The sequence below is a fragment of the Acinetobacter sp. NIPH 298 genome, assembly GCF_000369505.1.
Taxonomy (GTDB): domain Bacteria; phylum Pseudomonadota; class Gammaproteobacteria; order Pseudomonadales; family Moraxellaceae; genus Acinetobacter.
Genome location: NZ_KB850054.1, coordinates 259,415 through 274,167 on the forward strand (window position 1 = coordinate 259,415; position 14,753 = coordinate 274,167).

At 42.4% G+C, this 14,753-nt stretch carries 13 protein-coding genes; 6 read left to right on the forward strand and 7 right to left on the reverse strand.

Annotated features, from left to right (window positions below):
* Nucleotides 1-56: 56 nt before the first annotated feature.
* A complete protein-coding gene (locus F903_RS03605; RefSeq protein ID WP_004668198.1) occupies nucleotides 57-716 on the forward strand; it encodes a riboflavin synthase in 660 nt (219 codons plus the stop codon).
* Between the two features lie 45 nt (nucleotides 717-761).
* Here the strand turns inward: F903_RS03605 and F903_RS03610 are convergent, their stop codons facing one another.
* The 3 genes from F903_RS03610 to F903_RS03620 are packed head-to-tail and all read right to left on the reverse strand — an operon-like array spanning nucleotide 762 to nucleotide 3,284.
* Nucleotides 762-1,388 carry a cell division protein BlhA gene (locus tag F903_RS03610; RefSeq protein WP_005194664.1) on the reverse strand — a complete coding sequence of 209 codons (627 nt, stop codon included), beginning with the start codon at nucleotides 1,386-1,388 and terminating at the stop codon, nucleotides 762-764.
* 35 nt (nucleotides 1,389-1,423) lie between these two features.
* A complete protein-coding gene (locus F903_RS03615; protein WP_005194665.1) occupies nucleotides 1,424-1,831 on the reverse strand; it encodes a DNA polymerase III subunit chi in 408 nt (135 codons plus the stop codon).
* Nucleotides 1,832-1,835: 4 nt separating this feature from the next.
* Nucleotides 1,836-3,284, reverse strand: coding sequence for a leucyl aminopeptidase (locus F903_RS03620; protein WP_005194666.1), 1,449 nt, complete (start codon nucleotides 3,282-3,284; stop codon nucleotides 1,836-1,838).
* A gap of 157 nt (nucleotides 3,285-3,441) precedes the next feature.
* On the opposite strand from F903_RS03620, the gene lptF reads away from it, so the two are divergent.
* From lptF to F903_RS03640, 4 genes are all read left to right on the forward strand, one after another.
* Nucleotides 3,442-4,542, forward strand: coding sequence for an LPS export ABC transporter permease LptF (gene lptF, locus F903_RS03625; RefSeq protein WP_005194667.1), 1,101 nt, complete (start codon nucleotides 3,442-3,444; stop codon nucleotides 4,540-4,542).
* Nucleotides 4,542-5,612, forward strand: a complete 1,071-nt coding sequence (gene lptG / locus F903_RS03630) for an LPS export ABC transporter permease LptG (protein WP_005194675.1) — start codon at nucleotides 4,542-4,544, stop codon at nucleotides 5,610-5,612. The genes lptF and lptG overlap by 1 nt, the downstream gene beginning before the upstream one ends.
* A gap of 127 nt (nucleotides 5,613-5,739) precedes the next feature.
* On the forward strand, nucleotides 5,740-7,284 hold the full coding sequence (gene gpmI, locus F903_RS03635; RefSeq protein WP_005194677.1) for a 2,3-bisphosphoglycerate-independent phosphoglycerate mutase: 1,545 nt from the start codon (nucleotides 5,740-5,742) through the stop codon (nucleotides 7,282-7,284).
* A 52-nt stretch (nucleotides 7,285-7,336) separates the two neighbouring features.
* Nucleotides 7,337-8,503, forward strand: a complete 1,167-nt coding sequence (locus tag F903_RS03640) for a S41 family peptidase (protein WP_004668208.1) — start codon at nucleotides 7,337-7,339, stop codon at nucleotides 8,501-8,503.
* 45 nt (nucleotides 8,504-8,548) lie between these two features.
* Here the strand turns inward: F903_RS03640 and F903_RS03645 are convergent, their stop codons facing one another.
* From F903_RS03645 to F903_RS03655, 3 genes are read right to left on the reverse strand one after another with little or no spacing between them, the layout of a single operon-like run.
* Complete coding sequence (locus F903_RS03645) at nucleotides 8,549-9,979, reverse strand: sigma-54-dependent transcriptional regulator (protein ID WP_005194681.1); 1,431 nt, start codon at nucleotides 9,977-9,979, stop codon at nucleotides 8,549-8,551.
* Nucleotides 9,980-10,000: 21 nt separating this feature from the next.
* Nucleotides 10,001-11,566, reverse strand: a complete 1,566-nt coding sequence (locus tag F903_RS03650; RefSeq protein ID WP_005194682.1) for a sensor histidine kinase — start codon at nucleotides 11,564-11,566, stop codon at nucleotides 10,001-10,003.
* A gap of 18 nt (nucleotides 11,567-11,584) precedes the next feature.
* Nucleotides 11,585-12,220 carry a response regulator transcription factor GacA gene (locus tag F903_RS03655; protein ID WP_004668213.1) on the reverse strand — a complete coding sequence of 212 codons (636 nt, stop codon included), beginning with the start codon at nucleotides 12,218-12,220 and terminating at the stop codon, nucleotides 11,585-11,587.
* A 209-nt stretch (nucleotides 12,221-12,429) separates the two neighbouring features.
* Here F903_RS03655 and pbpG point away from each other — a divergent pair, with 209 nt between their 5' ends.
* A complete protein-coding gene (gene pbpG / locus F903_RS03660) occupies nucleotides 12,430-13,494 on the forward strand; it encodes a D-alanyl-D-alanine endopeptidase PBP7/8 (protein ID WP_004668215.1) in 1,065 nt (354 codons plus the stop codon).
* Nucleotides 13,495-13,559: 65 nt separating this feature from the next.
* Here pbpG and thrC read toward each other — a convergent pair whose 3' ends face one another.
* Nucleotides 13,560-14,699: a threonine synthase gene (gene thrC / locus F903_RS03665; protein WP_005194683.1), complete on the reverse strand. Its 1,140-nt coding sequence runs from the start codon at nucleotides 14,697-14,699 to the stop codon at nucleotides 13,560-13,562.
* Nucleotides 14,700-14,753: the final 54 nt, after the last annotated feature.

Sequence of the window (14,753 nt, forward strand, 5' to 3'; positions counted from 1 at the left end):
TAATGTATCTTGATTCGCTGAGACTCGTACTTGAATGAAGGTAGGTTAAAAGTCACATGTTTACAGGCATTATTGAAAGTTTAGGCAAAGTTGAAAGTCTACAAAGTGTAGGTGGTGATGTTCGTCTACGAATTCAAACTGATTTGGATATGTCGGATGTGCATTTAGGGGATTCTATTGCCACTAATGGTATCTGTTTGACGGTGATCGAGTGGGGCGAAAATTGGTATGCAGCCGATGTTTCCCGTGAAAGCTTAAATCGTACCACCCTAGGCCAATGGAAAGTAGGACAAGCGGTCAACGTGGAAAAAGCCATGTTACCCACTACACGTTTTGGTGGCCATATCGTCAGTGGGCATGTCGATGGCTTGGGTGAAATTACGGTCTTTCGTCAAGATGCGCGCTCATTGTATTTTGAGGTGACGGCACCAGTTGAGTTGGCCAAATATCTAGCAGAAAAAGGTTCAGTGACGGTAGATGGCATTAGTCTGACCATTAATCACCTACGTGGCAATATCCTCAGTTTGAATTTGATTCCACATACAGCTGAACGAACCAATATCGGTTCTTGGCAAGTTGGTACTAAAGTAAATTTGGAAGTGGACGTGTTGGCGCGTTATATCGAGCGTTTATTATTGGGTGATAAAGCTGCCGAGCAAAAACCTGAATCTAAACTCAGTATGTCTTTTTTAGCTGAAAATGGTTTTTTGAAATAAGATTTTAGGTAAGGAAAAGCCCAGATCGACTGGGCTTTTTTGTCTTTATTTTTCGTTAGAAAATTCACTATTTTTCAGTATATATTCAATTTCATCTTGAGCGAGCGAATGCAGTTTGGCTCGAAATACCGTCACTGCTTGTTCGATCAAACTTTCTGCTTCTAATTCAAGTCGAACCCGAACACTTTCTAGCTCAGATAGAATTTGATGATCCTCAATGACGAGCTGTTGCCCCGAAGCATAGTCAATGTTCGGTTGTTCAGAGTTACTTTGATAGCGCTCAGTTTGTTGCGCAATTTCTTGATCAATATGACTGCGCAATGCAACGAGATTTTCAGTTTGTTGAGCAAATTGCTGTGCTTCATCTGCTTGTAGCTGTGCTGCATACGCAGCTTCCGCAGCGCGTTTTTCAGCGAGGGCCTTTTCTAGTGCTTGCTGTCTACGAATACGAGCTTGCTCGATCAACTCGGCTTTGAGGTCAGCATAGGCCTTTTCGATGCGTTGCTGAGAACGTTGTGCTGCGTGCTCCTCATGTTGTGTCCAAGTTTGAATCAGGGTTTGTGGCAACAGTAGATCACAGATACGTGCTAAATCTTCCTGATAAGTCTGACGGACAGTTTCAGGGGTATTTAACCAACGTTTCTTAAAGTCCTGACCAACATTTAATGCCACAAGACACTCCTCAAATGATGTTATTGCATGCAGATTTATAATTTAAATGTTCGGGCTTCAATACCTAAACGCCGATACTGTTTAAATTTTTCTCGCCCAATCTGTTTCGCGGTTTCATTATTTTCAATAATCTCGATAATGTGGCGAAAATCTTGATTGAGTTCAAGTGCATGATTGTTAAAATTAAACACGATCCAATCATTGGATGGTGGTAATTGCTCTGAAATACAGACTGCATTATTCGGTTGATGAATGCCGTGAGGAATGAAGCTAAGCGGATCGAAAGTCCATAGCTTTTCATCTAGCTCAGTTTGGAGCGCTAAATCAGGACAATACCACCAAATATGCGGATGCTGATTTAGAATCTTTCGACATAAACGGCAAGCACTTTCGACTTGCCGTTCTGCACTTTTTTCAAAGAGGTAAAAGCTGATTTGGGTCATGTTTTTAGCTATTCGTTTCAACACGATTTGCTAAGAACTGCATCAATAATGGCACTGGACGACCGGTTGCACCCTTGGCTGCACCTGATAGCCATGCTGTTCCCGCAACATCAAGGTGCGCCCAACGGTATTCACGTGTGAATCGTTCAAGGAAACACGCTGCAGTAATTGCACCACCATACGGTCCACCGATATTCGCGATGTCGGCAAAAGGCGAGTCGAGCAATTCCTGATATTCTTCCATCACAGGCATACGCCATACGCGGTCAAGTGACTGTTCGCCTGCATGTTGTAAGTCTTGTGCAAGTTCGTCATCTGGCGTGAATAAACCACTGACAACTTTACCCAGTGCGACCACACATGCACCTGTTAATGTTGCAATATCAATCACCAGTGCAGGATTGAAACGTTTGATATAGGTCAATGTATCGCAAAGAACCAGACGACCTTCTGCATCGGTATTTAAGATTTCAATGGTCTGACCACTCATACTGGTGACAATATCACCGGGACGTGTCGCACGACCTGAAGGCATGTTCTCGGCGGCTGCGATCGCACCAACCACATGAATCGGCAATCGTGCTTCACAGAGTGCCTGCATTGTACCCAAAACGGAGGCCGCACCGCACATATCGAATTTCATTTCGTCCATGCCTAAGCCTGGTTTTAGTGAAATACCACCTGTATCAAAAGTCACCCCTTTACCGACCAAAACGACAGGTGCTTGTTTGAGCTGGGTATTGTATTCAAGGGTAATGATTCGTCCTTCACGATCAGAACCTTTGCTGACGGCTAAAAAGGCATTCATGCCTAAGTCAGCCATTTGTTGTTCGTTCAGCACATTCACGGTGAGCAGATCAGGGTATTGTGCAGCGAGGGCCAGTGCTTGATCAGCAAGATATTCAGGGAAGCAGATGTTGCCCGGGCGGTTGCCTAAGTCACGGGCATAGTTTTGTCCAGATTGAACGGCATGAATCAAATTCAATTGTTGATCATTTAATGGACTTTGATCGGCTACAAGCTGGATGCTTTCTAAGACAAATTCATTTTTCTTAGATTTGAATTCATCGTAAGCATAAGCTGCTTGAGTTAAATTTAAAGTGAACAACTGATGTAAATCAGCAGGTAGCGCTGACAAATCTATAGTGATTTGTTTAAATTTATTTTGTGATGATTTGATAATCGTTTGTGCGAGTTTTGCTAATTTTATCGCTTTTAACTCAGTCGTTTTTCCAAGACCTAACAATTGAGTGTTATTTTGAGCAGTAACTTGAGCAATTAACGGCAGGTTTTCGTTAAAGCCAGCTTTGAATTGTGTGGCAGTAAGTATGTCTTCTAGCTGATTGATTTTATAGCTGTTTAGCTGTTGTTGTAATTGTTCAGAATCAACCAAAATCCACAAAGATTCACTTGGCGTTTGCGCTGGGAATGCGCGATGAAGAGTAAATTTCATTGTTTGTATAGAACCTAATGGACAAAAAATAAAGTTAATCCCATTAAACACTTTCAGATATGAGGTTGCAATCCGCAACACGCGATAGGTTTTATATTTTTAACATTCGGGTAAACTAGCATTACCCCTCGATTGGTCTATTTTTGGAAGCATTACTTTGATTATTCGGCGTTACCTCGTCAAACAAGTGGTGTCCACTTCACTGGTTGTGACTGCCTTACTTACTTTAATTATTATGGGTGGTCAGCTCATCAAGATATTTGGACGAGCTGCACAAGGACGTTTGGATGCTGGTGTTCTACTCAGCATTATTGCCTATCGTTTGCCAGAATTCTTAACTTTGATTTTGCCATTAGGCTTTTTTATTGGTCTGATGTTGGTCTTTGGTCGGCTCTATGTCGATCATGAAATGGCGGTACTCAATGGCAGTGGGGTCAGTCGGAATCAATTGACACGACTCTTGTTGCCGATGAGCTTTGTGTTTTTGATTGTGCAAGCGATATTGATGTGTTGGGGTGCATCCGCGGGCATCAGTGGTTATCAAAATCTGATGCAGACGCAAGCGGTGCGCGCAGGTTTTGATTTGGTGAGGCCAAGAGAGTTTATTTCCTCGGGGTCATATACGATTTATGCGGGGTCGCTGTCAGAAGATCGGAAAAACCTAAAAGATATTTTTTATTATTATAAGTCTGATCGCGAAGATAAACCTGATCAAATGATTTTGGCTAAAGAAGCGACTCGGGTAGAAATGGAAAATGAGACTGCCAGTGTCGTTGATTTGGTACAAGGTCGACGTTATGAAATCTATCCAAACCAGCCACGATATACCCAAGCTGAGTTTCAATCTTATCGTTTACGCTTAGAAAATGATAAAGATGTAAACTTTGAAAGTGAGGATGTTGAAGCCTTGTCGATGGCGAAATTATGGCAAAAACGTGATGATTTTGTGGTCAGAAGTGAGCTGGGTTGGCGGATTTTTGGTCCATTTGTCATGCTTGTGGCCTTGTTGCTTGCGGTGGCATTATCTGAAGTGAATCCACGTCAAGGGCGATATTATCGTTTGATTCCTGCGATTTTTATTTTCGCCAGTTTGATTGTGTTGATGATTGCGATTAAAACTCGGATCAGTAAAGCAGAGTTAGACGTTTGGGCATACCCAGTGGTATTGCTTATTTATGCAATGGTCGCGGCAATTTTTGCACGGAAACAGAAACTGGCACCAAAAATCAAGAAAAGTATTCAGCGAGTGGGGTTGTAATGTTAGCACGTCGTATCATCGCCAAACATGTCACAAAAACCACAGTCCTCGCCATGCTTGGTACAACGCTGGTGTTGTCTTTCTTGCAGGTATTATTTACCTATCTCGGTGAATTAGGCGCGCTGAAAGACAATTATAATGCGTGGCAAGCCTTCCTCTATGTGATGTGGGGTGCGCCGCGTTATCTCTATGAAATTTTACCTGTTGCTGCATTGATTGGGTCGGTTTTGGGGCTAGGGGCATTGGCTTCAAATAGTGAACTTATCGTCATGCGTTCAGCTGGGATTAGCCTTTGGCGGATTGTGGGCTGGGTGATGCGTTCGGCACTGTTGTTGATCGTATTGTCGTTTGTTTTGAGTGAATGGGTGATCCCGTATACCAATGAGCAAGCACAAAGCATCAAAAAGCAACGGAGTGTTGCTGCTTTAGGTGAGGTCAAAGGCTATTGGTCACGTGAAGGGCAACGTTTTGTTTATATCGACTATGCCAACGCACAAGGTCAGCTACGTAATATTCAATCGATTGATTTTGATGAAAACTATCGCTTACAGTCTTTTGTAACTGCTGAACATGGCAACTTTGTCAAAGATGGGCAATGGACCTTAGAACAGGCACATCAAGTTGATTTATTAGCCCAAGGCAATGCCATCAAAACGGACCACGCACAACAAGCTTTGGCTTTGGCGCTACAACCGAAATATGTGCATATGGTGACCTTGGATCCTGAAGACCTCTCTCCGAGTCAGCTGATTAGTTTTATGCGCTATATGGAGGAATACAGCCAAGTGCCAAAAACCTATGAATTGGCGTTTTGGCAGAAAGTTGCTTCGCCGTTCGCTTTAATTGCATTAGTGTTGATCGCTTGTTCCTTCATTTTTGGTCCATTACGTCAGCAATCAATGGGTTTCCGCTTGGTAATAGCCTTATTTACAGGACTGGGCTTTTTCTACCTACAAGACTTTATGGGGTATGCGAGCTTAGTCTATGCACCTTCACCAGCTTGGTTTGTATTATTACCCGTGGTGTTGATGTTTAGCATCGGTAGTTATTTATTGTATCGGGCCAGATAGGCGTTGCTTGATCGAGCTATGATTTCTATGCTGTATATGGGTAAAAGCCAGCAGCAAGGTCATAGAGAATTTGCTTAAATTTCGGTAAACTATGCCGATCAAATGATAGACACACAGAGAGCCCATTATGACGGATGCAAATGCTGGTAAAATTCCTCACGTTCTTGTAATTATGGATGGTGTAGGACATCGTGAAGCAGTCGAAGATAATGCGTATTTAGCCGCTAAAACGCCAAACCTTACAGCGATGAAAGCCAAGCATCCGAATAGTTTGATTTCTGGTTCAGGTGAAGATGTCGGCCTACCTGATGGTCAAATGGGCAACTCAGAAGTTGGACATATGAATCTTGGTGCTGGACGTGTGTTGTACCAAGATTTTACCCGTATTACCAAAGATATCCGTACAGGTGCTTTTTTTGAGCATGAAGTCCTGATCGATGCAGTTGAAAAAGCCAAAGCTGCCAATGGTGCAGTGCATGTGATGGGGTTGCTCTCTGAAGGTGGTGTGCATTCGCATGAAGACCATATTGTTGCGATGTGTGAACTCGCTTTGAAGCGTGGCGCAACGGTTTATTTACATGCATTTTTAGATGGTCGTGATACGCCACCACGTAGTGCTAAACCATCATTAGAAAAATTAGATGCTTTATTTGCACAATATCCAAATCAAGGTCGTATTGTTTCGATGATTGGGCGTTATTTTGCGATGGATCGTGATAACCGTTGGGATCGTGTTGAGCAAGCTTATCGTTTAATGACTGAAGGTGAGTCAACTCGAGTTGCAGCTACCGCAGTTGAAGGTTTGGAACAAGCGTATGCTGAAAATGAAAATGATGAATTCGTTAAAGCAACACGTATTGGTGATGTTGTAAAAGTACAAGATGGCGATAGTCTGGTCTTTATGAATTTCCGAGCTGATCGTGCGCGTGAAATTACCCGTGCTTTTGTTGAAAAAGATTTTGCGGGTTTTACACGTAAAGTTATTCCTCAATTGTCAAAATTTGTCATGCTGACACGTTACCAAGCCAGTATCGATGCACCGATTGCTTATATGCCTGAAGGGTTAAAAAACTCGATTGGTGAATACCTGTCGAGTTTAGGCAAAACTCAATTACGGATTGCTGAAACTGAAAAATATGCACATGTGACCTTCTTCTTTAGCGGTGGGCGTGAGGATGAGTATACGGGTGAAAAACGTATTCTGATTCCATCGCCAAACGTTGCAACCTATGATTTAAAACCAGAAATGAGTGCCTATGAAGTCACGGATGAGTTGGTCAATGCAATAAACTCTGGTGAGTTTGATCTGTTGGTGGTGAACTATGCCAACGGTGATATGGTTGGACATACGGGGATATTTGACGCTGCGATCAAAGCTGTAGAAACCGTGGATACCTGCTTAGGTCGTGTTTATGATGCGGTGATGGCAAACAAAGGGCATATGTTAATTACTGCTGACCATGGTAATGTAGAGCAAATGCAAGACTATGTCAGTGGACAAGTCCATACCCAGCATACCACTGAGTCAGTTCCATTTATCTATGTTGGTCCTACCCAAGCAACCATTGCTGAAGGTGGTATCTTGGCTGACGTTGCGCCAACTTTACTGCATTTGATGCAGATTCCTGTACCTCCAGAAATGCAAGGTAAGAACTTAATTACTTTACAGTAATTTCCCCCTTAATCGCGCTTTATACAGCGCGATGCTTTTAGAAGGCGAACGTATGACTCAACACAACAACATTTATCGAGCACTATGGGCAAGTTTGTTGATGTGTTGGGGCGTTACACTTCATGCTGCCCCTCCTTCTGGATGGGGCGATGATAGTACATCACCTAGTGCTGAAGTGCCGATTGAGTCGATTCAACAGTTTGTACAGATTTATGGCATTGTTCGAGATAACTATGTTGATAAAAAATCAGATGATGCTTTATTTCAGCAATCGATTAAAGGTTTGGTGAGTGGCTTAGATAATTATTCTCGTTATTTATCTGCTGAAGAATACCGTCAACTGATTCAATATACCGAAGGTGATTTGGCTTCGGTCGATTTTAATTTAAATTATGATGCGCATACAAAATTGTGGCAGATTCAAGGTCTAAAAACAGGCTCTGATTCGAATAAACTAGGTCTGCGTAATGGGCAGGCGATTGTTAAAATTGACCATCAAGAGTTAAAAAACTTAAATCAAGATCAAGTCCAAGGGTTATTGTATGGTTCGATTGGCAGTACCATACAAATTTTGCCAGAAAGCAATATAAGTACACTGATCTTGGTCAGAAATAAGAAAGTAGAAACAGATATAGAGCCCGTTTTATTACACAATCAAGTCTTAGTCCTTAAAATTAGAGTATTTCAACAAGATACAGCCAATGAAATTAAACGACTCATCGAGGAATTTGGTTCACAAAAATTAAAAGCTGTGGTGTTAGATCTGCGCAATAATCCCGGTGGTCTACTTTCAGCTGCAGTTGAATCGGCAGATTTATTTTTGGATCAAGGTCTGATCGTCACAACCAAGAGCCGTTCTGAAGGTGATCAGCAATTTCAGGCGTTACCATCGAATGAGTTTCAAAAGCTTAAATTGGGAATCTTAATTAATCGACGTTCAGCATCCGCAGCCGAAGTATTTACCGCCGCTTTAAAAGATCATAAACGTGCATGGGTAGTCGGAGAAAATAGTTACGGCAAAGGTGTCGTACAAAAACTGTTTCCGTTACCGAGTGGTGCTGCGCTACAAATGACAGTATCGCATTATTACACGCCGAAAGATCAGATGATCGAAGGGCAAGGTATTCAGCCGAATCAAAGCTATGCGTTGCAGCCTGAAATGAAAGAAGATTATTATTTAGAGCATATCAGCGAATTAGTGCTGAAAAGTAAACCTTAATGCAATGAAGCCCCTGATTTAGTAGGGGCTTCATTTTTTTAAGAATTATTCATCCTCTTCAGTATCTAAGCCGAACTTTTTTAAACGGTAGCGTAAAGAGCGGAAGGTCATCCCTAATTTCTTAGCGGCTAAGGTTCGATTCCAATGGGTTAGGTTTAGTGCGTTGAGCAGGACTTCTTTCTCAATATTTTCTAAATAACGTTCTAAGCCTTCAGGTGGAAGCTTTTTGGAACTGGTGCTTGGACTGGTTGAATATTGTGCTTGTTCAACATCTTCTTGAGTATAGAGTGATGCTGTCGGCATCGAGATCGGACTGCGCAAAGGTGCGGTCTGTAAGTGTGCGAGGTCAATGCTGTTGTCATCGCTGAGTGTCATTGCGCGTTCAATGATATTACGCAATTCACGGACATTGCCAGGGAAGTATTGCTGTAGCAAGAACTGCTCGGCACGAGTAGATAAGGATTTAGGCGATAAATCCCATTCCTGACTAATTCTCTGGATGAAATGATTGGCCAATAACAGGATGTCTTGCCCGCGTTCGCGTAAGGGTGGAAGTACGATATCCATCACATGAATACGGAAAAATAAATCTTGTCTAAATCGACCTTGTTGCACCAATAGTTCAAGGTCTTGATGGCTGGCACTAATCACTCGAAAATCAACATCAATTTCCTGATCCGAACCGACAGGGCGAATTCTCTTTTCCTGTACTGCACGCAGTAATTTAACTTGCATATTCAACGGCAATTCAGCAATTTCATCTAAAAATAAACTACCGCCGTGTGCAGAAAGAATTAAGCCTTGTTTGTCTTGTGTCGCACCCGTAAAGCTGCCTTTTTTATGCCCAAATAACTCACTCTCCATCAATTCAGTTGGAATCGCACCACAGTTAATAGCAATAAATGGCCCTTCACTACGATTGCTTAAACGATGGACCAGATTTGCAACCACCTCTTTGCCTGTTCCTGATTCACCTGTAATAAACACAGGCGCTTGAGAACGCGCAATTTTCTTTAAAGCGATCCGTAACTGTTGAATTGGCGGCGAGCGCCCGATTAACAGTTTATTTTCTAACGCTGTTTCGGCTGCCTCTTGTTCAGGTTGCGGTCGATTCAAGGCTTTTTGAATCAATTGATCCAAATGCTTTTGATTGACTGGTTTACTGACAAAATCAAATGCACCCGCTTTTAGTGCTGCAATCGCAATGTCCATATTGCCATAAGCCGTTAGTACAGCGATGGGTGTGTTAGGATGGTTTTGAGTGACGTGTTTGACTAAATCTAAACCGTTGCCATCTGGGAGGTTTAAATCTGTTAGACAAGCATCATACTGAAACTCAGTGAAAAACTTTTTTGCTTGCTCAATCCGATAAGCGAGATGTGTCTTGATGCCCATTCGTGCAAGTGTCATTTGCATTAAGAGACACAAGTCCTCTTCATCGTCTACAAGCAAGACGAGTGGTTGTTTAGTTGTCATTCCCCGAAAAACCTAATTTAATCAATTAATTATTGAGCACTCAACCCTGAAGCATGCTCCTTGTTGTCGCTCTACATAAGTGAGCTTTGCATGATTTGCCTCACAAAATGTATGAGACAGATACAATCCTAAACCAGTTCCATTAATTTCGGTACTAAAAAATGGTTTAAACAGTTGAGAAAGGTCACGTTTCGCAACACCCGTACCAAAATCAATGACATCAATGCGTATTCGCCCCTCATTGCGCTGAACTTCGATCTCAATATAAGGGGCATCTGAGGCATTATGGCGCAATGCATTTCGAATTAAATTAATCAGCACTTGGCGTAATTGTTTGTCATCAAATAGAACTTTGATGTCTTCAGGAATATTCAGCTGAATCATGTGTTTGACGTCAGCTAAGTCCTCATTGCATAGACTTTCAAAGAATGTGGTCAGATCAATCGTTTGAGGCTCTGTTGGCTTGTTACGTGCCATCGCCAAAGTGTCTTGCACAATGCAGTCAATCCGCTTCGCTTGTTTGCTAATCATACGAGACAGCATTTCTTGTTGATGCTCATCGCTGGCTTTGAATAATTCATTGGCTTGTACGATCGCAGCCAAAGGGTTGCGAATCTCATGGGCAATGCTGGCCGAGAGTTGACCTAGCGCAGCTAATTTTAATTGTTGTACTTGTTGCGTGAGCTTCTGCGCATCTTTTAATACCAACAACACCAATGCTTGTTCAGGAACGATTAAATGTTTCACCCGAACATTGACGGTATATAGGCTCTGTTGTGACTCAAATGTAAACTCTTCGCCATCTTCTAAATCACTAAATTTAATCAGTTCAAAAAGATCGGGTTGCCACTTAATGAGGGGCGTTTTTTCAGTCGAGACAGGCACGTGGATGCCCAATAAGGCGTTGGCAGCGGGATTGGTCAATACGATATGATTGCTTTCATCGAGCACCAAATAGCCGTCTTCAATTTGTTCCAGAATATAGCGGTTAATATTTTGAAGTTGATGAATTTCAATCGATTGATGAAAGGTCAATGCTTCTAAAATATTAAACCGTTGTACTGCAATACGCCCAATCGCAAACACCACGAAGAATAAAAATGCCAACAGCAGACTATTGCCTAAATGATTTAAGTTGTTGTAATCAAGAAAGTTACCAATGAAACGCTGGTAAATCACCATGATCACAGCAAAAAGCGTAATAATCAGGGAAAGTCGGGCATCCAATAAGATCGCAGATGAAAAAATAATAATGACGTAGAGCAAGCTGAGTTGCAGATTGGGGCCACCAGTCGAAAAGGTGATGATACTTAAGCAGACCACATCAATGATGAAGATCAAGATCAGCTGCTTACTGATTTGTGATGGAACCAATCTTAGAAATAAAAGCTGACCGATATTGAGCGTGACATAAGCAATCAGCGTATAGAAATATAAAGACGGGTAAATGTAATTGTTGGCCAGTTGCTCGGCGGTCAATAGGTAAATGAGCAATAAGCTGACGGAAATAATCAGACGATATCCGCTATACCAAGCGCCTAGTTGGTAAATGGTTTGTGACACTGAGGATGCAATTTTTCCCAACATAGGCGATTCACAAGGGTTTTAAGGTTTAATCAGTCCATAACGAATCGCAAGATGGGTGAGTTTGACATCACTATCAATTGCCAGTTTTTCAAAAATACGATAACGATAGGTATTTACGGTCTTCACACTGACAAATAATTTATCAGCGATTTCTTGGGCGCTAATACAGTTGACCACCATCATCGCCACTTGCATTTCACGTTCAGACAGCGCATCAAAAGGGGATTGCTGCGTATCAGAAAGATAAGAACTGGCCAGTTGCTCAGCGATGTCAGCACTGAAATATTTACCACCCAGCATCACTTTGTTGATCGCACGAACCATTTCTGCAATCGGTGCACCTTTGGTGATATATCCTTTGGCGCCTGCCTTGAGTAAAAGGGAAGGGTAAGGTTCTTCTGCTAGACCACTTACGGCGATAACTTTGGTATCCGGAGCACTTTGTAACAAGCGTCGTGTGGTTTCTACACCACCAATCCCCGGCATGTTTACATCCAGAAGCACAACCTGAGGGTGTTTTTGGCGAACAATAGCGATCGCGTCTTCTCCAGATTCGGCCTGTCCAATGACCTCAACTTCTGGGTGGTCTTCTAACATACGACAAATACCAGTACGTACGAGTTCATGATCATCAACAACGAGAACAGTGATCAAGAAGACCTCCTTTTATTAAAAAATTGGTTTTTTGTTACATAAAGCAAAATTAGCTTGCAATGAAATGACAAAATTAGCAATGCTATTCTTCATTTTAAGAGAATAGTTGTACACAATTGTGTCTATAAAAGCTTTACCCAATATGCTCAAATGTAAGGCATAATGATAGTAAGCGCAAATGTGCAGCATCCTGAGTTGAGTATTGTGTCGTGAAAAATCCTAAAAAATCCGTCATGCATGTTTTAGGCATGTCTATCTTGTTGGCTTGCAGCTCAACAAGTTTTGCTGAGTTAGTTGTCAATAACAATTCAGCGTCTTCGATTGACAATGGTTCAGCTTCATTGAGCTGGTCGGCCAGTGATGTCAATCAATTGATGAATGATGATGAGTCATTGGATATTGGTCCACAAGGCTCTACGTCTGTAACGACGACCTTGCGTAGTGGTGGCTCTGCTACGATAAGTTCATCAGCAACGCCACAACAAAGCGTTCAGATACGCGATACTTCTGGTTCAATCAGCCAGCCTTCAGTCAATGCACGCGCTGCATTGGTGATGGATGCGCAAACGGGTGAAGTGCTGTATAGCAAAAATACCAACTCAGCTTTGCCAATCGCGTCAATCACCAAAGTCATGACAGCCGTGGTTACTGCTGATGCTCGATTGAACATGTCTGAAGAAATCACCTTACAGAGCATTGATTTTGCTGGCGCAGGCGGGAAGAACTCGAGTTCCACACTACGCGCAGGCGATAGTATGAATCGAGCAGAATTATTACTATTCGCTTTGATGAAATCAGAAAATCCTGCTGCTGCTGCTTTAGCGCGAACTTATCCAGGTGGGCGTAATGCCTTCTATGCGGCGATGAACAGCAAAGCAAAACAATTGGGAATGACAGCGACACATTATGTCGAGTCCACAGGTTTACATCCGGGCAATGTTTCATCGGCACGTGACTTAGGCATTCTAGTCAGTACAGCATCGCAGTATGGCTTGATTCGTCAGTTTTCAACCACACCGACCTATGATTTTAATTTAGGTTATCGTGTACTGAAGTCAAATAATACCAATGCTTTAGTACGTAATGGTGGTTGGAATATTAATTTGTCTAAAACTGGATATATTAATGAAGCAGGACGCTGTGTGGTCATGCACACTACTGTGAATTCACGTCCAGCGGTTGTGGTGTTATTGGGTGCGCCAAGTACGCAAGCACGAAATAGTGATGCAACCAATTTATTGACTTGGTTAAATACTTTGCCAAAACGTGTTTAATTATTATTGAACAAATAAAAAACCAGTTGCATGCAACTGGTTTTTTTTGTCATAAGACGCGATGGTTACATATTAGAAAGAATCGAATCTTTCACTTGATCCATCGTAGCATCAATCGACAACATCACAGCATCAGCGCATTGCTTGATCGCGGTATCAGGATCTTTTAAGCCATTACCTGTCACCGTACAGACAATCACAGAACCTTCAGCGATTTTACCCGCTTTAAGATCACGGATTGCACCACCGATCGATGCTGCTGATGCAGGCTCTACAAAGACACCTTCATACATTGAAAGTAAGCGTTGTGCTTCTAGGATTTCAGCATCCGTTAGTTCATCAAACCAACCTTTAGAATCACGTACTACTGCTTTAGCATGGTTCCAACTTTGTGGGTTACCAATACGAATCGCAGTTGCAACAGTTTCAGGATGCTCTACAGGTGCGCCACGTAAGAACGGTGCAGCGCCAGCAGCCTGATAACCGACCATCGTTGGTAAGCCTTCTGGCTTAGGTCCTGTGAACTGATCTGTAGCCGCATCATAAATCACTTGTTCAAACTGATCAGCAGGTTGATTTGCAACAGCTTCAGTATAACCCATCCAGTGTGCAGTGATGTTACCCGCATTGCCCACTGGCAAGCAGTGATAGTCAGGTGCACGACCCAAAGCTTCTACGATTTCATAGGCAATGGTTTTTTGACCTTGCAAACGATAAGGGTTAATTGAGTTTACAATAGTAACAGGTGCTTGATCCGCAACTTCTTTGACCAGACGCATACCATCATCAAAGTTACCGCGGATTTGCATGGTAATCGCACCGTACATCATCGCCTGAGCCATTTTACCCATGGCAATTTTGCCTTCTGGAATCAAGACAAATGCCTTGATGCCTGCACGCGCTGCATAAGCTGCTGCTGCTGCTGAGGTATTCCCTGTAGATGCACAGATGATCGCTTTAGAGCCTTCTTCAACTGCTTTGGTCACCGCCATCGTCATACCACGGTCTTTAAATGAACCTGTTGGATTCAGACCTTCGTATTTCACGTAGATTTCAACGTTTTTACCAATAATACGTGGAATATTCTCGAGTTTAATGAGCGGTGTATTACCTTCACCTAAAGAAATTGCACGCGTAGTTGCAGATACAGGTAAACGGTCACGATAACGATCTACAAGACCAGTATAACGATTGGCATTCGACATGATGGTGTTCCAATATATAGATATTTTAAATCTTTGTTTTCAAAAGGGACTTGA

Coding starts and splice junctions, on each gene's coding strand:
- F903_RS03605 (WP_004668198.1), top strand. CDS start 57: ATGTTTACAGGCATTATTGAAAGTTTAGGCAAAGTTGAAAGTCTACAA.
- F903_RS03615 (WP_005194665.1), bottom strand. CDS start 1,831: ATGACCCAAATCAGCTTTTACCTCTTTGAAAAAAGTGCAGAACGGCAA.
- F903_RS03620 (WP_005194666.1), bottom strand. CDS start 3,284: ATGAAATTTACTCTTCATCGCGCATTCCCAGCGCAAACGCCAAGTGAA.
- lptG (WP_005194675.1), top strand. CDS start 4,542: ATGTTAGCACGTCGTATCATCGCCAAACATGTCACAAAAACCACAGTC.
- gpmI (WP_005194677.1), top strand. CDS start 5,740: ATGACGGATGCAAATGCTGGTAAAATTCCTCACGTTCTTGTAATTATG.
- F903_RS03640 (WP_004668208.1), top strand. CDS start 7,337: ATGACTCAACACAACAACATTTATCGAGCACTATGGGCAAGTTTGTTG.
- F903_RS03645 (WP_005194681.1), bottom strand. CDS start 9,979: ATGACAACTAAACAACCACTCGTCTTGCTTGTAGACGATGAAGAGGAC.
- F903_RS03650 (WP_005194682.1), bottom strand. CDS start 11,566: ATGTTGGGAAAAATTGCATCCTCAGTGTCACAAACCATTTACCAACTA.
- thrC (WP_005194683.1), bottom strand. CDS start 14,699: ATGTCGAATGCCAATCGTTATACTGGTCTTGTAGATCGTTATCGTGAC.